The sequence below is a fragment of the Dyadobacter sp. NIV53 genome (assembly GCF_019711195.1).
Classification (GTDB): Bacteria; Bacteroidota; Bacteroidia; order Cytophagales; family Spirosomataceae; genus Dyadobacter.
Genome location: NZ_CP081299.1, coordinates 5,998,910 through 6,019,710, shown reverse-complemented (window position 1 = coordinate 6,019,710; position 20,801 = coordinate 5,998,910). Strand labels below are relative to the sequence as shown.

Annotated in this window: 10 protein-coding genes; 9 read left to right on the top strand and 1 reads right to left on the bottom strand. The window is 44.6% G+C overall.

Going from position 1 to position 20,801, the window contains the following annotated elements:
- Nucleotides 1–14 precede the first annotated feature (14 nt).
- The 9 genes from KZC02_RS24770 to KZC02_RS24730 all read left to right on the top strand — a co-directional run bounded on the left by KZC02_RS24770 (nucleotide 15) and on the right by KZC02_RS24730 (nucleotide 19,613).
- Complete coding sequence (locus tag KZC02_RS24770) at nucleotides 15–1,820, top strand: RagB/SusD family nutrient uptake outer membrane protein (RefSeq protein ID WP_221391124.1); 1,806 nt, start codon at nucleotides 15–17, stop codon at nucleotides 1,818–1,820.
- Nucleotides 1,821–1,992: 172 nt separating this feature from the next.
- Nucleotides 1,993–4,836 (top strand): PQQ-dependent sugar dehydrogenase, encoded by a 2,844-nt coding sequence (locus KZC02_RS24765; protein WP_221391123.1) that lies wholly within the window; start codon nucleotides 1,993–1,995, stop codon nucleotides 4,834–4,836.
- A 30-nt stretch (nucleotides 4,837–4,866) separates the two neighbouring features.
- Nucleotides 4,867–5,802 carry a sugar phosphate isomerase/epimerase gene (locus KZC02_RS24760; protein WP_221391122.1) on the top strand — a complete coding sequence of 312 codons (936 nt, stop codon included), beginning with the start codon at nucleotides 4,867–4,869 and terminating at the stop codon, nucleotides 5,800–5,802.
- 359 nt (nucleotides 5,803–6,161) lie between these two features.
- Nucleotides 6,162–7,748, top strand: coding sequence for a DUF4394 domain-containing protein (locus KZC02_RS24755; RefSeq protein ID WP_221391121.1), 1,587 nt, complete (start codon nucleotides 6,162–6,164; stop codon nucleotides 7,746–7,748).
- Between the two features lie 212 nt (nucleotides 7,749–7,960).
- Nucleotides 7,961–9,412 (top strand): IS1182 family transposase, encoded by a 1,452-nt coding sequence (locus KZC02_RS24750; RefSeq protein ID WP_221390362.1) that lies wholly within the window; start codon nucleotides 7,961–7,963, stop codon nucleotides 9,410–9,412.
- Nucleotides 9,413–9,882: 470 nt separating this feature from the next.
- Nucleotides 9,883–10,185: a hypothetical protein gene (locus KZC02_RS24745; RefSeq protein WP_221391120.1), complete on the top strand. Its 303-nt coding sequence runs from the start codon at nucleotides 9,883–9,885 to the stop codon at nucleotides 10,183–10,185.
- A 77-nt stretch (nucleotides 10,186–10,262) separates the two neighbouring features.
- Nucleotides 10,263–10,622 (top strand): Hsp20/alpha crystallin family protein, encoded by a 360-nt coding sequence (locus KZC02_RS24740; RefSeq protein WP_221391119.1) that lies wholly within the window; start codon nucleotides 10,263–10,265, stop codon nucleotides 10,620–10,622.
- On the top strand, nucleotides 10,588–10,755 hold the full coding sequence (locus tag KZC02_RS24735) for an Hsp20 family protein (RefSeq protein ID WP_221391118.1): 168 nt from the start codon (nucleotides 10,588–10,590) through the stop codon (nucleotides 10,753–10,755). Before KZC02_RS24740 ends, KZC02_RS24735 begins: the two co-directional genes overlap by 35 nt.
- A 605-nt stretch (nucleotides 10,756–11,360) precedes the next feature.
- A complete protein-coding gene (locus KZC02_RS24730) occupies nucleotides 11,361–19,613 on the top strand; it encodes a N,N-dimethylformamidase beta subunit family domain-containing protein (RefSeq protein ID WP_221391117.1) in 8,253 nt (2,750 codons plus the stop codon).
- A gap of 148 nt (nucleotides 19,614–19,761) precedes the next feature.
- Here the strand turns inward: KZC02_RS24730 and KZC02_RS24725 are convergent, their stop codons facing one another.
- A complete protein-coding gene (locus tag KZC02_RS24725; protein ID WP_221391116.1) occupies nucleotides 19,762–20,796 on the bottom strand; it encodes a T9SS type A sorting domain-containing protein in 1,035 nt (344 codons plus the stop codon).
- Nucleotides 20,797–20,801: the final 5 nt, after the last annotated feature.

Here is a 20,801-nt window from a genome sequence, read left to right as displayed (position 1 = left end):
AAACTCGAAAAGAAATGAAACTTAAACATTATATATTAGCTGCATCCGTTTTGCTTGGCGGTGTAGTCCTGGATTCCTGCAAAGATGCTTTGGATATTGGTGCACAAGGTGCATTAAGTGAAGAGCAGCTAAATACTCCGGCCGGTGTTGATGCACTGCTAACAGGTGCTTATGCCGCTCTTGATGGCCAGTCTTACGCAAATAACAGTGCACTGAATCTTGCAGGAACAAACGCATGGGAGGCTTCCCCCGACAACTGGACTTTCGGAAGTATTGCAGGCGGGGATGCGCATAAAGGCAGTGATGGAAGTGATCAGCCTGCGATTGACGCCATTGCCAAATTTTCAGCCGACCCTAGTAATGGTTATTTTAACAGTAAATGGAGAACCGTTTACGAAGGAGTTAACCGTGCCAACTCTGTAATCAGGGTATTGGCACTGGTACCTGAGATATCCGATGCTGACCGCGCCAATATCAGCGGACAGGCCCGTTTTTTACGCGGACATTATTATTTCGAACTGAAAAAGATGTTCAATAATGTTCCATGGATTGATGAAACGATCGCAACCATTGATGCAGGAAGCCAGCCTAACACAACGGATATCTGGCCTAAAATTGAAGCCGATTTCCAGTATGCTTACGATAATATGGCTGCTACCCAGTCTCAGGTTGGCAAAGTGAACAAATGGGCGGCAGGTGCTTATCTGGCAAAAACCTATCTGTATCAGCACAAATATGCAGAAGCCAAAACTATGTTCGACGCTGTAATAGCACAGGGTGTAACGGTAAACGGATTAAAATATGCTTTGACAAAACGGTTCGAAGACAATTTTGATGCTGCAACCGATAACAGCTCTGAATCTGTATTTGCTATACAAATGGCAGCGAATGACGGAACGAACAATATCGCCAATGCCAATCAGGGTGACATGCTGAACTTCCCTTATGGAGACAGCCCTTTCCGTTGCTGCGGATTCTATCAGCCTAGCCTTGATCTGGCGAACTCTTACCGGACTGCTGAAACTGGTTTGCCTTATGTAAATGATTACAATTCACACGTAGTAAAAAGTGATATCGGAATTGCTTCCAATCAGGCTTTTACGCCGGATGCTGGTACGCTTGATCCCCGCCTTGACTGGACAGTAGGACGTCGCGGATTGCCATATCACGACTGGGGATACCATCCTGGAGCTTCCTGGATTCGTAGTCCGGGGCAAACTTATGCTGGGCCTTATTCACCTAAGAAAAACATATACTGGCAGGCAACGCAGGATATTTATTCTGACCAGAGTTCATGGGCACCGGGAACGGCCATCAATTACAATGTGATCCGTTTTGCTGATGTATTGCTGATGGCAGCAGAAACTGAGGCACAATTGAATAACCTTGTTCAGGCTCAGACTTATGTAAATATGGTTCGTGCAAGAGCGGCAGACCCTGTTAATTATTTGTATAAATATAAAAATGACAGTGCCCCGCTGGAAGGATTTTCAACAACTCCTGCTGCCAACTATAAAATCGCTGTTTATCCAACCGGTGCTTTTGCTGGCTTAGGAAAAGACGGGGCGTTAAAAGCTATTTATTTTGAACGTAAACTGGAACTGGCAATGGAAGGCCACCGTTTCTTTGACCTGGTTCGCTGGGGCACAGCGCAGACTACAATTAATGCTTACTTTACTTATGAAAGTACGGTAACAACCGATATTCGCGGTGGAAATTTCAGTGCCAATAAAAATGAATACTATCCAATCCCGCAGCGTCAGATTGATTTGAGCACGCAAAGCGGTGTTTCTTCATTGAAACAGAATGCCGGATTTTAATTATTGAAAGTTGTCAGGTCATTTGATCTGACAACTTTTTTATGAGCTACTTTTTCATATAAATAGTCAATAGTGGGAACAGTCATATTTTTAAAATTGGCTACTCTTTATTATTGACTATTTTTTATTTAAATAGTGGTATATTTCCAAAACCTAAAATTTAAAAAAACCTATGATAAATTTGTATGCTATTCGCCGAAAGTTCATTCGGCCGGCTATACTTTCTGTCAATATTTTTGGAATAGCTTTCCTGGCTTCTTTCACTTTACAGGATAGCACCAAACCCGACGAAAGCCGCTTCACTCCTGTTGTCATTGCTGATAATCTTGACGAACCCATGGTTTTTGAAGTACTTGCGGATGGCAGTGCTTACATTGCCGAAAGAAAGGGCGCTTTAAAGAAATACAATGCTGCAACCAAAACTACGGACCTGATCGCTACCATACCTGTAAACACCAAATATACCAGTGCAGAAGGTGTTGTCAGAGAAGCAGAAGAAGGACTGATGGGCCTGACACTGGATCCGAATTATGCCAAAAACCACTGGATTTATTTGTATTATGCCCACCCTACTGAAAAAAAACATGTATTAAGCCGCTGGGAAATGCGTGACGATCAACTCGTGGATGATTCTAAAAAAGTCGTTCTGGAAGTTACCACCCAGCGTGAAGTTTGCTGTCACACGGGCGGTGGAATGACCTGGGATAAAGCTGGAAACCTTTATCTGACTGTGGGTAATAATACCGGAAACCAGCAGGCAGCACAAACAGATGAACGCCCTGGCCGCAGCAGCTGGGATGATCAGGGACATGCAGGAAATACGAACGATTTGAGAGGAAAAATCCTCAGAATACATCCTGAGGCCGATGGAACATATACAATACCAGAAGGAAATCTTTATCCAAAAGGAACTGCACTCACAAGGCCTGAAATATATTCAATGGGCCATCGCAATGCATGGAGAATTTCTGTGGACAGCAAAACAGGCTACGTATACTGGGGTGAAGTGGGACCGGATGCGGGCGAAGATTCCGAGATCGGGCCAAGAGGTTATGATGAACTGAACCAGGCACGCAAACCGGGTAATTTTGGCTGGCCATGGTTTGTAGCCGACGACCAGGCGTTTCCGGTTTTTGATTATGGTACCAATAAACCTTTGGCAAAAAAAGACCCTAAAAAACTGGTCAACAGTTCCCCAAACAATACCGGTTTAAAAGAATTGTTTCCGACCGAACCTACCTTTATTTATTATCCATACGGTGTTTCGGAGAAATTCCCATTGGTTGGTTCCGGTTCACGGAGTGCAACAGGCGGGCCGGTGTACCACCGTACAGATTTTAAAAACCCAAAACGCCCATGGCCTGCGTATTATGAAGGAAAATGGATTGCGGCTGATTTTTCCCGTGGCTGGATCATGGCGATCGCGATGAAAGAAAACGGAGACTTTGATTCTATGGAACGCGTATTGCCCAATTACCATCCGGTACAACCGATTGATATCAAATTCGGGGCCGACGGAGATTTGTATATACTTGAATATGGCAGCAACTGGTTTCGTAAAAGCGACAATTCACGCCTGATCCGGATTGAGTATAACGGTGGAAATCGCAAACCTGTTGTACAGGCTTCGGTTGATAAAAAAGGTGGCAAAGTTCCCTTTCAGGCTGTACTTTCATCAGCAGGAACAAAAGATTTTGACGGAGATGCATTGAAATACAGCTGGAAAATAACCAGCCCCGGTACGACTCCAAAACAATTTGTAACTGCAAATCCTACCGTTTCATTTGATAAAAATGGTGTTTACACCGCAACGCTGACAGTAACGGATGCGAAAGGCGCAAGTAACAGCCAGTCGGTAAAAATAGTGGCTGGCAATGAACCGCCACAGGTTTCGGTAAATCTGGCAGGAAATAAATCGTTTTTCTTCCCGAATAAACCAATCAAATACGCAGTTGCCGTGGACGATAAAGAAGATGGAAGCCTCGCGGATGGCAAGATCAAAGCCGACCAGGTTGCTGTAAGTATTGATTACACTTCCGAAGGTTTCGATTATGCAGAAGTAATTCAGAACCAGCGCAGCGTTGATGCATCCACACAGTTCGCCGTTGCCCAGGTGTTGATGAGTAAAAGTGATTGCAAGGTCTGCCACCAGCCAAATACCAAATCGGTCGGTCCATCATTTGCGGATGTATCCAATAAATACAAAGGGCAGCCAGGTGCTATTGACAAGCTGGTTAAAAAAGTATTGGAAGGCGGTTCAGGCGTTTGGGGAGAAGTAGCGATGGCTGCTCATCCGGCCCTACCGGTTGCCGATGCGGAAGTTATTGTAAAATATATCCTGAACAGTACCGATAAAACACTGAGTACTTTGCCCGTGGCCGGCGAATATAAACCGGAAATCCCAAAAGGTGATAATGGCAAAGGTTCGGTCCTGATTCGTGCGGCTTTTACAGACCATGCAGTGAACGGAGCAAAACCAATTCCTGCGCAGACTTCGGAAGAAATGATCGTACTAAAAAGTCCTGAAATGAATGCAGCCGAAGCGCCGATACAAAAAGGAATAGAATTAAAAGCATTGGGTGTAGCCGGACTGGGATTTAGTGCTGTTGCTTTCTCGAACAGTTATCTTGGTTTCAAAGAAATTGATCTGAGTGGTATTCAGCAGTTAGAACTGAACGCTGCGGCACAACGAAGAGAAGGCAGCGTGGGCGGCACCATTGAAATCAGGCTGGATTCTCCAACTGGCCAGCTTGTAGGGGAACAGAAAGTAGAAATTGCACCCGAAGTGGATATTGCGAAAGTGATGGCGGAAATGGAAAGTGAGAAGAAAAATGCAAAGCCCGGTGAGGTTGTAAAGCAACGCAATCCGTTTGCCAGGCCGCCGGTTATTCTCACTTTGAAAGATACGCAGGGTAAACATGACATTTATCTGGTATTCAAAAACGATAAGGCCAAAGCTATTGAACCCCTGCTTTCATTCTCAAAAATCACATTTCAGCAGGAAGCTAAATTATAATCCCATTACGAACTCATAAATAGTATCAACATGAATACGGATAGAAGAAGTTTTATAAAAAAAGCAGGATTACTGGCAGCAGGCAGCCTTGCAATTCCTTATTTGTCAAAAGCTGAAAATTTGTCCGGTTTTTTTCCGGCTGAAAGGCCGGCCGGAATTCAGCTGTTTACTGTATTTGAAAAAATGAATAATGATCCGAAAGCAACGCTTGAAAAAATAGCTTCTATCGGATACAAAGAAATAGAATCTGCATTCAGTACACGCGGTGGCTATTATGGTTATACACCCAAAGAATTTAAAAAACTGGTCGAAGGTTTGGGAATGAAATGGCGCGCACACCACGCGCTGGGCGCACCTTTTAAAATGCCGGCAGGTGGTAAAATGCCTCTCGGTGCGGATGGCAAACCCATTACCATTCCGCCTATGATGAACCTCCGTGACAATTACCAGCAACTGGTAAACGACGCCGCAGAAGGTGAACTCAGTTATCTGGTTTGCGCAAGTACGCCGGTTGGTACCATGGAAGAGATTAAAAATTCTATTGAAGTATTTCAAAAAACCGGTGAAGCAAGTAAAAAAGCCGGGATTGGTTTTGCTTACCACAATCACGCTACCGAATTTGATGCTGTTGAAGGCGGAAAAACCCCGTATGAACTTGTTTTATCCCAAACCGACAAAGATCTGGTAAAAATGGAACTGGATCTTGCATGGGCAACCAAGGCTGGAAAAGACCCTGTTGCTTTGTTTAAAGAACAGCCCGGCCGTTTTCCTTTGTGGCACGTAAAAGATATCAAAAGTGATTTGCAGACGATCACAGAAGTTGGTACAGGTGTTGTGGATTTCAAACGGATCTTCGAAGCTGCGGATATTGCAGGATTGAAATACTTCTTTGTAGAATACGATCTTGCACCGTCTTTTGACAGTGTTGACCTTTGCTACAAAAATATCAGAAAGGTAATCGGGTAACCGGCAAATACTTTTGATGAACTATTTTTAAACAGGATTACTGTCTTTTAATGTTTCAAAAGGCAAATGCTCAGATTAATATGAAATGATGTTTAAACACATCTGGTTCATATTAATCTGAGCATTTTTTATGGATTAAGTGGTTAGATGCTTAACATTCGTTTTCAAAAGAGTTAAAATCATTTTGGTTAAAAAAAAAACCACAAATAACTGATTATCAGCTTTAAAATGAACAAATTAATTTTCACATTAAAACGGGATTAAATTAATATTAAAAATATTGACAAATTTTAATCTGAACAGGTCAGTTACACGTATATGGTCAGGAATAGCTATTACTAACCATATCTACATAATCTATGAGATTCTTTGACCATTTTTCAAAACAAACACTATCCGTCCTGGCTCTTGCATCTTCGCTGGCTTTATTTTCCTGCGAAGATCATCGCATGCCTCCCGTAGAACAGACACTGCCTGACCGTATATTTTTTGCTTTATCCGATAACAACCAGCTTCACGAAATTAATGTTAAAAACACAGCTTCACCACTGCGCTCGTTTGCAATTACCGGACTTGAAAGCGGGGATGTTCTGGCAGGAATTGATTTCCGTCCTGCAACCGGACAGTTATACGCCATCAGCAAACAAAGTAACCTTTACCAGGTAAATTTTAAAACTGGTGACCAGCAGGGTAAAGCAACAAGAATTGGCACAGCGCCTATTGCTACTACACTCGCAGGTGCCGAAATCGGATTTGATTTTAATCCAACTGTCGACCGAATCCGTGTGGTAACGAGTACTGCACAAAACCTGCGCTTACATCCTGAAACCGGAGCCGTTGTTGCGGGCGATTCTCCTTTGAACGGACCGGCCAATCCGATGGTTGGCGCGGTGGCTTATACCAATAGCCGTGCGGGCGTAACTGCTGCACCGGCTGGTGTCGGCACTACTTTGTACGATATTGATCCGGCTGCCGATATGCTTTACATACAAAATCCTCCTAATCCGGGAGCACTCGTAGCGGTTGGCGGACTTGGCCTGGATATCAGCGAAGTAGGCGGATTTGACATATCACCGGATGTGAATGCATCGGATGTATACCCGATCGCATCAGTGAAATTTGATGGAAAGTGGGAGCTGGATTTTGTGGATTTAACCTCAGGCAGACTTCAAAAACTGGGTGACCTGCCAACAGGAGTAAATATTGTTGGTATTGCGATTCCTTCGCTGCCTGTTGCTTATGCACTCGATGCTGCAAACAAACTCACCATTTTCAACCCCTTATCGGGAAGTGAGCTGGGAAGCAAAGCTATTGGCGGGTTGCCGGCTGGCGTAGTGCTTTTGGGAATTGACATCAGGCCTGTTAACGGTCGCTTGCATGCACTGGGAAATAACAGTAAAATCTACGGAGTAGACTTAGGTTCGGGCCTTGCAACTGAACTTGTGAGCCTGAAACTTGCTGACAGCTCGCCTGTAACGTTAAGCGGAACGTACTTTGGAGTGGATTTTAATCCCGCAGCAGACAGGCTCAGGGTTGTGAGCGACAATGGACAAAACCTTCGGATTAATGTCACAGACGGTGTTACTATTGTAGACGGAACCATTACGGGCACCTCTCCTTTCATCACCGCAGTGGCTTATACCAATAGCTATCCTGGTGTGGTTGCAGCCAATACTGCCTTGTATGATATAGACAGCCAGGCTAACATACTTTACAAGCAAACACCGCCGAATGATGGAATTTTAACTGACCCCAAAAATCTTGGTGTTGATGTAAGTCCGGATCTGGGTTTTGATATTGGCAACACTACCGGTACTGCTTATGGTATTTTTACAGTTGGCGGTACTACCAGCGTTTACACAGTCGACCTTGTAACGGGAGCTGCACAGCTTAAATATGGATTCAGCAGTGCGACAAAAGGTCTGGCACTTGGTTTCGGTTTGTAAAATAATGTTTGTAACCATAAAATGTATTCGCTGGTAATGCATCCGTTTCAGTAAACAGCATTCGATTACCAGAGATTTAAACTTAGAAAAGGGTCAGCTTATGCGAGGGTACTGAAAAAGTCCTCTTGTATCTGAGTCAGAGAAAGGAGTAGGAAATTAAGTTTTTCTGCTCCTTTTTTGGTATCTTAAGGTGGATTTAGAAAGGGATTCAGATGTTAATTCACCAACAAAAAATTCAATTTACTGCGTTCGCCGGATTGTATGACCTGATCATTCCCAAGGACAATCTTCTTCGCAGGATTAATGAATTGATCGACTTTAGCTTCATTTATGATGAGCTTGCAGGTAAATATTGTTCTGATAACGGACGTGCAGCACAGAGCCCCGTACGGATGTTCAAATTCCTGTTGCTGAAGACAATCTACACCATTTCAGACGTAGATGTAGTCGAACGTTCCCGCTACGATATGTCCTTCAAGTATTTCCTTGGCATGGCCCCCGAGGATGAAGTCATCAATCCGAGCTCTTTGACAAAGTTTAGAAAATTGCGTTTGAAAGATGCCGACTTATTGAAGCTGTTGATAGGCAAAACAGTCTCCATAGCGATTGAAAAGGGTATTGTTTGCTCTCGATCCATTATCGTAGATGCTACCCATTCGCTTTCCAGATCTAATCCACATTCAGCCCTTAAGGTGCTTAGGGAGCATTCAAAGCTTTTACGCAAAGCCGTTTATGCTGTGGATGCTGACATTAAAGAGCGTATGCCTAAAAAGAATGATTCGGGCGAGCTCGAAAAGGAGCTTGCCTATTGTAATGAGCTTGCGAAGTGTATAGAATCGGATCAGACGTTGATCTATATCCCTGCGATCAAGGAAAAACTAAACCTGTTAAAGGAAACAATGGAGGATACTTTGGAGAACTATACGCTCTCCAAAGACAGCGATGCCAGGACGGGCCATAAATCGTCTGACAGCAAGTTCTTTGGCTACAAGACCCATATTGCCATGACAGAAGAACGTATTATTACCGCCGCAGTGGTCACCTCGGGAGAAAAGGGAGATGGTCCACAACTTCCTGAACTTTTGCAGATCAGCCAGGACAACGGCATTGAAGTAGACACGATCATCGGCGATTCAGCCTATTCGGGAAAGGATAATCTTCAACTAACCAGTGAGCAGGATATCAAGGTGGTTGCCAAGCTGAACCCTTCTATTACCCAAGGATCCAGAAAGAATGAAGACCGCTTCGATTACAACAAAGATGCGGACATGTTCGTATGCCCGGCCGGGCATCTGGCCATTCGAAAGGCACGTCAGGGAAGGAAGAATGTGGGGACAAATCAGACCTATACCTACTATTTCGATGTCGAGAAGTGTAAAATCTGTCCCTTAAGTGAGAACTGTTATAAGCGGGGGGCCAAAACGAAATCCTATTCAGTGAGCATAAAATCGGACTCGCACCTCCAACAGACAGCCTTTCAGGAAACTGACTATTACAAGCAGAAAATAAAACATCGGTATAAGATCGAAGCAAAAAACAGTGAATTAAAGAATGTCCATGGCTATGGCCGCGCAACATCTTATGGAATTGAAAATATGCAGATGCAGGGAGCATTAGCCATCTTCGCAGTAAATCTGAAAAGAATTATCAAACTTACCAACTAGGCTCGCAAAACTAAAGACAAACACTGATAAACCTAAATTCGAACATTTTGGGACGGTAGTCCATTTGCAGATCACATTTAAACAACAAAAGCGGTCAAGTAAATAAAATTTACCTGACCGCTCTGGGTAGTCCTATAATTGAGAAGCTTTTTCAGTGCCCTCGCTTATGCTGGCCTTTTTTTGTTTCCTGCTATTCTGTTTTTACAATTTTCTTATGCGGATAACTCCCAGATAATCCCGGTGAATTATTGCTGTAAAAATATTTTCAAAAACTTTAAAGTAAAACGATTTCCTCATCCGTCTACCCAGATAAGAAAGGCAGAACCGAAAAAAAGTTTTACACTAAATAAAGTAAAAACCTGGATGGATCGTCTGCCTTAAAAAAGAAAAGTAAATATTTTTAAAATAGTTAAAGTAAAAATTTTAATCAAACGTCATCATTAAAAGTTAACCATTAAAAACAAAAAAACATGAACAATAAATTTCGTTTTATATTCCCCCGCCTCATCGGCGCAACAGTGATCGTAGGTATTGCCTCATTTATTCTGATCACACTTTTTAAATTATTGGCAGCACTTGCAGTAATTGCCGGAGTAGCGACGCTGATAGCACGCAGTTCGGGAAGGCATTATATGATGCAAAATTCCGGCGAGTACGGACAAGTTGGCCATGGCGGATTCGGCCCGATTGGTAAACATAATCGTTGGGCAAGCCGTGTGACTGTAAATGCAGACCCTGTCATTAGAGCAGCCACTATTGTGCCTATTAATTAAAAAGCGGGCAGAATATAAGCTGCCCGATTAAACAAAAACAATTCAATACAAATTAAAAACTCGTAAAAACAAAAGTCATGAATACTAATCAGAACACAGCAACCGATTCACAGAATCAACAAGGATTTGGGCCTAAAAACCATGCATGCGGCGGAGGGCCTTTCAAAAAATTTGCAGAAAGATTTGGCGGTCAGTTTGGTGGCAAATCACCATGGGGAAAAACATCCGGCGGTCGCTTTGGTAATCGCAAGGCCGCCAATATTGAAGAAAATGATACTTCATTTATTATTTCCCTCTATGCTGCAGGCCTTGATAAAAGCAACTTCAAAATTTCCGTAAGCGACGATATACTGGCTATCTCTTACAGTGTGCCGGAAAACGTCGAAGAAAGTAAAAACAAGTATGTTTATCAGGAATATCAGCCTGGTTCCTTCTGAACGTTTATTTCAGCTAAACGGAAAAGTACTGACCGACAACATCAGTGCAGGTTATGTTGATGGTGTGATGACCGTAACGCTGCCTAAAAATCCTGAAACCAATAAACCAGCGCAGGAAGTAAACGTAAGCTAATATTTATTGCCTTACACAAAGTTGCATAAAGCAAAAATACCACAAAGTGTATCCATGGTATAGGGTACATTTTATGGTATTTTTTTGTGTAGTCAGTTTGGATATGTTTTTTCAACTATGTTAAAACGTATATATATAAGAGTAACTATAAGTGCTGCAATAATATCTTTAAACAACTTCCTAATGATTCCTATAAGTGCTCGCTTTAGTTAGATAGAGAAAATACATTTTATTTATCTAAAAACAGAACTAATTTTACTTAACTAGCTGTAAATTAAATATTTACAATAATATTTGAAGTACTTACTTGTTAATTTCAATTTGTTTCTATTTTTGCAGATACAACAGAATTCTAATTTATATTATCAAATTCATATTAGCAGAAAATAAACCCGTCCATAATAAATTTAAGGCAATGAATATTTTTTCAGTGGATATTCCTGTATTAATGTAACAACACCTTACCTGCAATAACCAGTCCATAATGACCTGAAATACAGGCCATAGTTTCTTGTATTGCCCTATTTGAATTAATAAATAATTACGATTCCTTTTTTTGACTACCTGATTAATCTGTTCAGTTTCTCACTTATCAATTAATTAATATGTTAAGATCATTACATCTCACAGTTAGTTTATTATTGATTTGTCTTCTGCGCTTTTCAGAATTATCCGCTCAGACAAATGCTATTGTAACCGAAAATGCCAAAACCGGAAATCCTGCCAGCGAATGGGATATAGACGGTGCCGGAGACCGAAGTATCCAGGGATTTGCAACGGATATCAGTTATAATAAAGGTGAAACCGCAATATTCAAGATTAAAACCAATGCCAGCAGTTACCTGATAAAAATTTACAGGCTTGGTTATTATCAGGGCAATGGTGCGAGGCTTATCACAACCTTAAATGTAACAGGTGTTACAGCACAACCGGCATGTGAGACCGATGGTACCGGGCTTGTAGATTGCGGAAACTGGGCAGTATCAGCTCAATGGGCTATTCCAGCCACAGCGGTTTCTGGTATTTATCTTGCCAAATTGATACGGAATGACAACTTAGGAGCCAGTCATATTGCGTTTGTTGTGAGAGATGACGCGAGCACTTCTGACCTCTTTTTCCAGACTTCGGATGCTACCTGGCAGGCTTACAATGTATTTGGTGATATCAGTACGAATGGTAAGAGTTTGTATACCGGAGTTAGTGGCGTCAAATCACCGAAAGTGAGCTATAACCGGCCATTTCTCACGCGTGAAGGCGGAGGTGGCGGTGGTGCCGAAGAAGACTGGTTATTTAATTCCGAATATCCGATGATCCGCTTCCTCGAAAGAAACGGTTACGATATGTCCTATACGACCGATGTAGATACGGAGCGTCGAGGAAACCTGATCCTAAATCATGATGTATTTATGTCAGTCGGCCATGATGAATACTGGTCTAAAGGCATGCGGGACAATGTTGCAGCTGCGCGTAATGCAGGAAAACACCTCGCTTTTTTTGGCGGTAACGAGGTGTACTGGAAAACCCGCTGGGAAAGAAGCATCACAGATACTTCTAACGATCTTACTAATAATTACCGCACTTTGGTATGTTACAAAGAAGGAAATTCAGGTGAAAATACATGTGGTACCAAATGTGACCCAACTTCCGAATGGACAGGGCTTTGGCGAAGCGGATGTGAATATGGCGGTGCCAATGGCTGTAAACCCGAAAATGAACTCAGCGGGCAAGCCAGCTGGAATGGCGTTTCAGGTACGATACAGGTACCGAGTGAATATAAAAATCTGCGTTTCTGGCGTAATACTTCAGTGGCTTCTCTGGATGACGGGGAAACTGCCAGCCTGACGCCCAATACACTTGGTTATGAATGGGACCCGGAACAGGAATCCTACCGTTCGTCTTATCCGGCAGGAAGGATTATTTTGTCATCGACCATTCTGGATGGCCAGACCCACCATCTTACCCTTTACAAACATAATAGCGGTGCACTGGTATTTGCAGCGGGTACCGTACAATGGACCTGGGGACTAGATATCAATCACGACAGGTACAATAATGAACCAGTCAGCCCGGCCATACAACAGGCGACAATTAATTTATTTGCGGACATGCACGTTCAGCCAGGCACTTTACAAGCCGGTCTGGTAGCAGCAACTGCTTCTAATGATACACAGGCCCCTACTCATACCATTACTTCGCCTTCTGCCTCGGGCAATATTCCAAGTGGTTCCACATTCACCATAAAGGGTACAGCGGCAGATGCCGGCACCATTGCCGGTATAGAGGTTTCTACGGACGGAGGCACTACCTGGCGGCTCGCAAAAGGAACAAATACCTGGACTTTTGCGTGGACCCCAACCACACAGGGAAATACTGTGATCCGCAGCCGTGCTTTTGATGATTCAGGAAATATAAGTGCGGTTGCTACGGTTAATGTAACCGTGACACCACCAGTGGCGCAATCCTGTCCCTGCACGGTATTTAACGAGGCAACTGATGCGCCTGCAGGTTCATTATATAACGACAATGGCAATGGTATTCAGTTAGGTATGAAATTTCATTCCAATACCGATGGTTCTGTCACAGGCGTACGCTTTTATAAACAAGCCGGTAATTCGGGCACACACACCGGACAATTATATAATAGTGCCGGTGTGAAATTAGCTGAGGCAACTTTTGTAAATGAAACAGCATCCGGCTGGCAGCAGGTAAGTTTTGCATCGCCGGTAGCAATCACTGCCAATACCACTTATATCATTTCGTACCATAGCAGTGCGGGTTATTATTCGGCTACCAATATGTATTTTGCCGAGGCCAAAATAAACGGCGTTCTGAGAGGTCTGGCGAATGGGGAAGATGGAAATAATGGTGTTTATTCATACACTTCTGTACCTGCTTTTCCAACTGATTCCTACGGATCAAGCAATTATTATGTGGATGTAGTATTTAGCTCCGGCAATACGGCGGATACCACACCACCAGCTGTGGCCTCTACTTCTCCGGCTGCGAATGCTTCGGCAGTAAATGTTTCAGCCAATATTACCGTAGTATTTAATGAAGCTATTAGCGAAAATACAGTTTCAGCCAGTACTATCCGTCTGCTTGATGCAGGCTCACCCGTTCCGGCTGCGGTTACTTATGATGCCAATACGCTTACTGCCACGCTCAATCCCGCTTCTAACCTGGATTATTCAACTAATTATACTATTTCCGTAACTGGCGGAAATAGTGGTGTTACGGATCTGGCAGGAAATGAACTGGCCGCAAATTATAATGTAACATTTACTACACAAGGCAAACCAGGACCATCTCCCAATGACGGCCCTGGCGGCCCTATACTGGTTATCAGTGATGAGGCCAATCCGTTCAGCCGGTATCCGGTAGAAATTTTAAGAGCCGAAGGTTTGAATGAGTTTGCTGCAAAAGATATTTCAGATATAACAGCCACACCTTCATTGCTCAATGATTATGATGTGATCATACTGGGGGAAATTTCTCTTTCTGCTGCCAATGTCAATTCACTCACTACATGGGTCAATGCGGGAGGCACTTTGATTGCATTTAAACCAAATGAACAACTGGCTTCACTATTTGGTATCACAGCCATTAGCGGGTCATTGACTGACAAGTACCTGAAAATTAATGCCAGCGGGCCAGGTGTGGGTATAGTTAATGAAACCATTCAATTTCATGGCCAGGCAGATTTATATACTCTTAGTGGTGCTGCCAGCCTGGCCAACCTCTACTCCAGTGCTACTGTTGCCACCAGCAATCCTGCGGTTACCACACGTGATGTTGGCAGCGGAAAGGCTATTGCATTTACTTACGATCTTGCAAAGTCCGTTGTTTACACACGTCAGGGCAACCCTGCATGGGCAGGCCAGAAACGTGACGGGCAAATAAATCCGATACGCTCCGACGATATGTTTTTCCCTGACTGGGTTGATTTTAACAAAATTGAGATTCCACAGGCAGATGAACAGCAACGGTTCCTGGCTAATATTATCCTTCAAAGTAATCTGGAAAAGAAACCATTGCCCCGGTTCTGGTATTTGCCAAGAGGCTTAAAGGCCGCTGTTATCATGACAGGGGATGATCATGGAAATGGAGGTACAATCGGAAGGTTTAATGATTACATCAGCAAGAGCCCTTCCAATGACCAGCAGGCAGTAAACAATTGGACTGCAGTAAGGGGAACCTCCTATATTTATTCAAATACGCCCATTACAAATGCACAGGCTGCGGCATTTCAGACCCAGGGTTTTGAAATAGCACTTCATTTGAACACCAACTGCGGGGATTATACTGTGAATGGCTTAAGACGTTTCTTTGATGACCAATTACCTGATCTTGCACAAAAATTCCCGGGACTTTCCCCGCCAACTACCAACCGGACGCATTGTATAGCATGGAGTGACTGGGCAACCAAACCAAAAGTTGAACTGGAAAAAGGAATCCGGCTGGATGCAGATTACTATTACTGGCCGGAAGCCTGGGTAAATGACAGGCCGGGAATGTTTACAGGTTCAGGTATGCCAATGCGTTTTGCAGATCTGGATGGCAGCCTGATTGATGTTTACCAGGCAGTCACCCAGTTAACCGATGAATCAGGAATTACTTATGCAGCGCATATCAATAAATTGCTGGACAATGCAATTGATAAAGGTTATTACGGTGTGTTTACAGCCAATATGCATACTGACCAAAATGGCGGTAACAGCAGTGACGGTTCAGATGCCATTGTTGCTTCAGCATTGCAAAGACAAATTCCCGTAGTTTCTGCCAAACAAATGCTTACCTGGCTGGATGGACGCAATAATTCTTCGTTCAAAGACATGACATGGAGTAATAATGCATTGAACTTTACCATTACCACTGCTGATGGGTCAACCAATTTACGTGCCATGCTTCCTGTTAATGGCAATAACAGCCAGTTAACAGGGCTGACCATGAATAACAATGCAGTTACTTATACGACTGAGAATATTAAGGGAATATTATATGCTTTCTTTCCGGCAATTAATGGCATTTACAAAGCAACGTATGGCACTTCCTGTCCAACGCTCGTGTTCAATCCTGTTACCGGAAATGCCTTGCCAAATGCAACTGAAGGGGTTGCATATAACCAAACAATCAGCGTAAATGCTACGGGATATACTTTTACTGCGACAGGATTGCCTTCCGGACTTTCCTTATCATCTTCCGGTTTACTAAACGGAACACCTGCAAATGCAGGTTCTGAATTTAATATTACAGTCACTGCTACAAAAGGAACCTGTTCTGCAAATGCAAGTTATAGTCTTAACGTAAGTGATCCGCCAAACCAGGCACCCGTACTAACTCCAGTAGGATCCAAAACTGCTACTGTCGGCCAGGCATTAGGATTTACGGCAACAGCAACCGATCCGGATGCGGGGCAGACTAAAACCTTTTCATTAACCGGAAATGTCCCGGGCGGAGCTACGATCAATGCTTCAACAGGCGTTTTCAGCTGGACTCCAACGACGGCAGGTCCGTTCACAGTTACAGTAAAAGTTACGGACAACGGTTCACCCGCTTTGTCCGATGAAGAAGAGGTTAAGATAACGGTTAGTGATCCGCCAAACCAGCCACCCGTACTTACGCCAATAGGATCAAAAACTGCTACTGTCGGCCAGGCATTAGGTTTTACAGCCACAGCAACCGATCCGGATGCGGGACAGTCCAAAACGTTTTCATTAACCGGAAATGTCCCGGACGGAGCTACGATCAATGCTTCAACAGGCGTTTTCAGCTGGACACCAACGACGGCAGGCCCGTTCACAGTTACGGTAAAAGTTACCGACAACGGTTCACCAGCTTTGTCTGATGAAGAAGAGGTTAAGATAACGGTTAGTGATCCGCCAAACCAGCCACCCGTACTAACACCAATAGGATCCAAAACTGCTACTGTCGGCCAGGCATTAGGATTTACAGCTACAGCAACCGATCCGGATGCGGGACAGTCCAAAACGTTTTCATTAACCGGAAATGTCCCGGACGGAGCTACGATCAATGCTTCAACAGGCGTTTTCAGCTGGACTCCAACGACGGCAGGTCCGTTCACAGTTACAGTAAAAGTTACGGACAACGGTTCACCCGCTTTGTCCGATGAAGAAGAGGTTAAGATAACGGTTAGTGATCCGCCAAACCAGCCACCCGTACTTACGCCAATAGGACAAAAAACTGCTACTGTCGGCCAGGCATTAGGATTTACGGCCACAGCAACCGATCCGGATGCAGGGCAGTCCAAAACCTTTTCATTAACCGGAAATGTCCCGGGCGGAGCTACCATCAATGCTTCAACAGGCGTTTTCAGCTGGACTCCAACGACGGCAGGCCCGTTCACAATTACGGTAAAAGTTACTGACAACGGTTCACCAGCTTTGTCTGATGAAGAAGATGTTAAGATAACGGTTAGTGATCCGCCAAACCAGCCACCCGTACTAACTCCAGTAGGATCCAAAACTGCTACTGTCGGCCAGGCATTAGGATTTACAGCTACAGCAACCGATCCGGATGCGGGGCAGTCCAAAACCTTTTCATTAACCGGAAATGTCCCGGGCGGAGCTACCATCAATCCTTCAACAGGCGTTTTCAGCTGGACTCCAACGACGGCAGGCCCGTTCACGGTTACAGTAAAAGTTACGGACAACGGTTCACCCGCTTTGTCCGATGAAGAAGAGGTTAAGATAACGGTTAGTGATCCGCCAAACCAGCCACCCGTACTTACGCCAATAGGACAAAAAACTGCTACTGTCGGCCAGGCATTAGGATTTACAGCTACAGCAACCGATCCGGATGCGGGGCAGTCCAAAACCTTTTCATTAACCGGAAATGTCCCGGGCGGAGCTACCATCAATCCTTCAACAGGCGTTTTCAGCTGGACTCCAACGACGGCAGGCCCGTTCACGGTTACAGTAAAAGTTACGGACAACGGTTCACCCGCTTTGTCCGATGAAGAAGTGGTTAATGTAGTTGTTAGTAGTCCCGCGGCAACAACTATACGGATCAATTCGGCAGGCAGTGAATACACTGCTACTGAAAACCGCCAGTTTATGGCTGATGTTTATTTTAGCGGGACTGCTGGTACTTCATCCGCTCTGCCAGGCACAGTTAATATCCTGAATACAACTGACGATGTTTTGTACCGTACAGCGCGTAGTTCCACTGACTTTGTTTACAATATCCCTGTACAAAACGGCTCGTATAAAGTGGTGCTGCATTTTGCTGAAACCTATTTCGGTGCTCCCGAAAAAGCCTCGGGAGGAGTTAACAAACGTAAGTTCAATGTTGACATTGAAGGCAGCAGAAAACTGACCGATTATGATATTTATGCTAAGGCAGGAGGGGCAATACGGCCTGTACTGGAAACATTCACGGTGGCGGTTAATGACAATTATCTGAACATTAATTTCACAAAAGGTACAGTGAACCAGCCTATTCTGTGTGCTATTGAGGTAACACCACAGGCACCAGTTGTAAACCGGCCTCCGGTACTTACATCAATTGGAGATAAAACGGCTACTGTGGGCCAGGTACTAACTTTCACAGCGACAGCAACCGATCCTGATGCGGGACAAACGAAGACGTTTTCATTAACCGGAACCGTTCCGGGCGGGGCTACAATCAATTCTTCGACAGGTGTTTTCAGCTGGACACCATCAACAGCAGGTCTGTTCACATTTAAGGTAAAAGTTACGGACAACGGTTCGCCAGCTTTGTCCGATGAAAAATCCATTCAGGTAACAGTCAACAACCCGCCTAATCAGGCTCCGGTACTTTCAGCAATTGGGAATAAATCCGTTACGGTTGGAAAAGTTCTGAGTTTTACTGCAACAGCAACTGATCCAAATGCAGGGCAGACCAAAACATTTTCGTTGACCGGAACTGTCCCGGCAGGAGCCACAATCAATGCATCTACTGGTGTTTTCAGCTGGACGCCAACAGCAACCGGTACTTTTCCATTCACAGTAAAAGTGACAGACAACGGTTCACCAACTTTGTCTGATGAAGAAGCTATTACGGTAACAGTCAGTAACATCCCAGCGACAGCAATACGTATCAATTCGGCGGGCAGTGCCTACACGGCTACGGGAAACCGGCCGTTTATTGCCGATGCATACTATGGCGGTACTGCGAGTACTGCGTCTCCCCTGCCCGGTACAGTTGATATCCTGAATACAACAGATGATGTATTATACCGGTCAGAGCGTTCCTCGGAGGCATTTAATTATGATATACCCGTACAAAACGGCTCTTATAATGTGATCCTGCACTTTGCTGAAACCTATTTCGGTGCTCCCGGAAAACCAGCCGGAGGTGTAGGCAAGCGAAAATTCAATGTTGCTATTGAAAATGTTACGAAGCTTACCAATTATGATGTATATGCAAAAGCAGGCGGATCATTGCGGCCCGTTCTGGAAACCTTTCCTGTAACCGTAACCGATGGCAGGCTGAATATAAATTTTACAAAAGGCACTGCCAATATCCCTAAACTGTCTGCGATTGAAGTTATTCCCGTCAGCGCCACAGCAGTCCGGATTGCACAGGAAGATATCAGTACTGCAAAAAAAGAGGAGTTCAGCAAATCAGAAACTTATCCGAACCCTACTCATAATAAATTTACCATTAAATTATCCGGCCGGCATAAAGGCAAAGTCAGTATGAAGCTTATCGGCACATCGGGGAAGGTATTTCCAATTATTAACCCGGTAAACATAAAACCTGAATTAAAAACAGAAGTGGATGTTTCCGTTTTGTCTTTACCGGAAGGTATTTATCTCCTTAAAATTCAATCAGCCTCAGCAACTGAGACACTGAAAGTATTGATTCTGGATTAATAGACAAGTACTAAAATGATAAACTAAAACAGGCCTTCCAAACTTTTGTCCGGAAGGCCTGTTTTAGTTTTGATTAAGATTTGTTCAGTGCAACTGGAATGAGACACGGTAAATACTGGCACCGTGCCTCATCCATTTTTAATTAATTTTATTTCAGGATTACGAACTTTCTGACAATGGTTTTGCCATTGGTGTCGTTCATTTTGACCAGGTACACCCCGTTTTCCAGGCTGTCCGTCCCGATCCTGCCATTGGCCACTCTGGCTGTCATCCGCAGGGTCCCCGCCACATCATAGACCTGTACCGTTTTTCCTTCCTGGCCTGTCACGTTTACAAAACGCACCGCCGGGTTGGGGTACAGCAGCACCTGCACGCCCGGGAATTCCACGCTGCGGATCCGGCTGTACGCAAAGCTTTCATCACGGCGGTCCGATGCCCGGTCCACCATTTTCAAGCGGTAGTAGTTGGTTCCCTCAGAGGGCATCGTGTGGGTATAGCCATAGGTGTTCACAACCTTGCTGTCCACATGCGATTTGACGGTCCCGATCAGGCCCCAATCCTTTCCGTTCCTGCTGTGCTCCACTTCAAAGCGGTCGCTGTTCTCTTCCTCCGTCGTGGTCCATTCCAGTACGGCGGCTGTCCCTTCTCTGGCCGCCGTGAAGCTGGCCAGCGTCACTGGCAGCGGGTCGGTGGTCGAGATCCCGAAGTTGTTCAAAAGGTAGCTGGCTGCCGTCGTCCTCAGGTTTTCGTAAGTGATCTCTGCACAGTCGACCGTGATCGTGGTTTCCCCGTTGGCCGTTCCGTCGCCCGATGCCACACCCGCAGCAATGGTGCCGCCCGTACTGATCCGTCCGCCTTCACTGGAAGTGAAGTAACCCGAGGGCAGCTGTTTGGCCGAAGACCCGGTAGATGTGGTTCCCAGGACCAGCTTGTAGGTCCCCACCGGTGTTTCGCTGAACACATACTTACCGGCCGCATCCACGGCATGTACCGCTATCTGGTTATTGCCCTGTTTCAGTGTCACATATAAGCCCAGTGTTGTACCGTTGACAGGTGTGCCGGTGATACCGTCTGCTAGCCCTGAATTGTCCAGGTAGATCGTCCCGCCGATATCGACCGTGCAGGGCAGGTAAGTGACCGTCACCGTCGCATTATTGGATGGCTTGCCCGCATTGTCTTCCACATTAT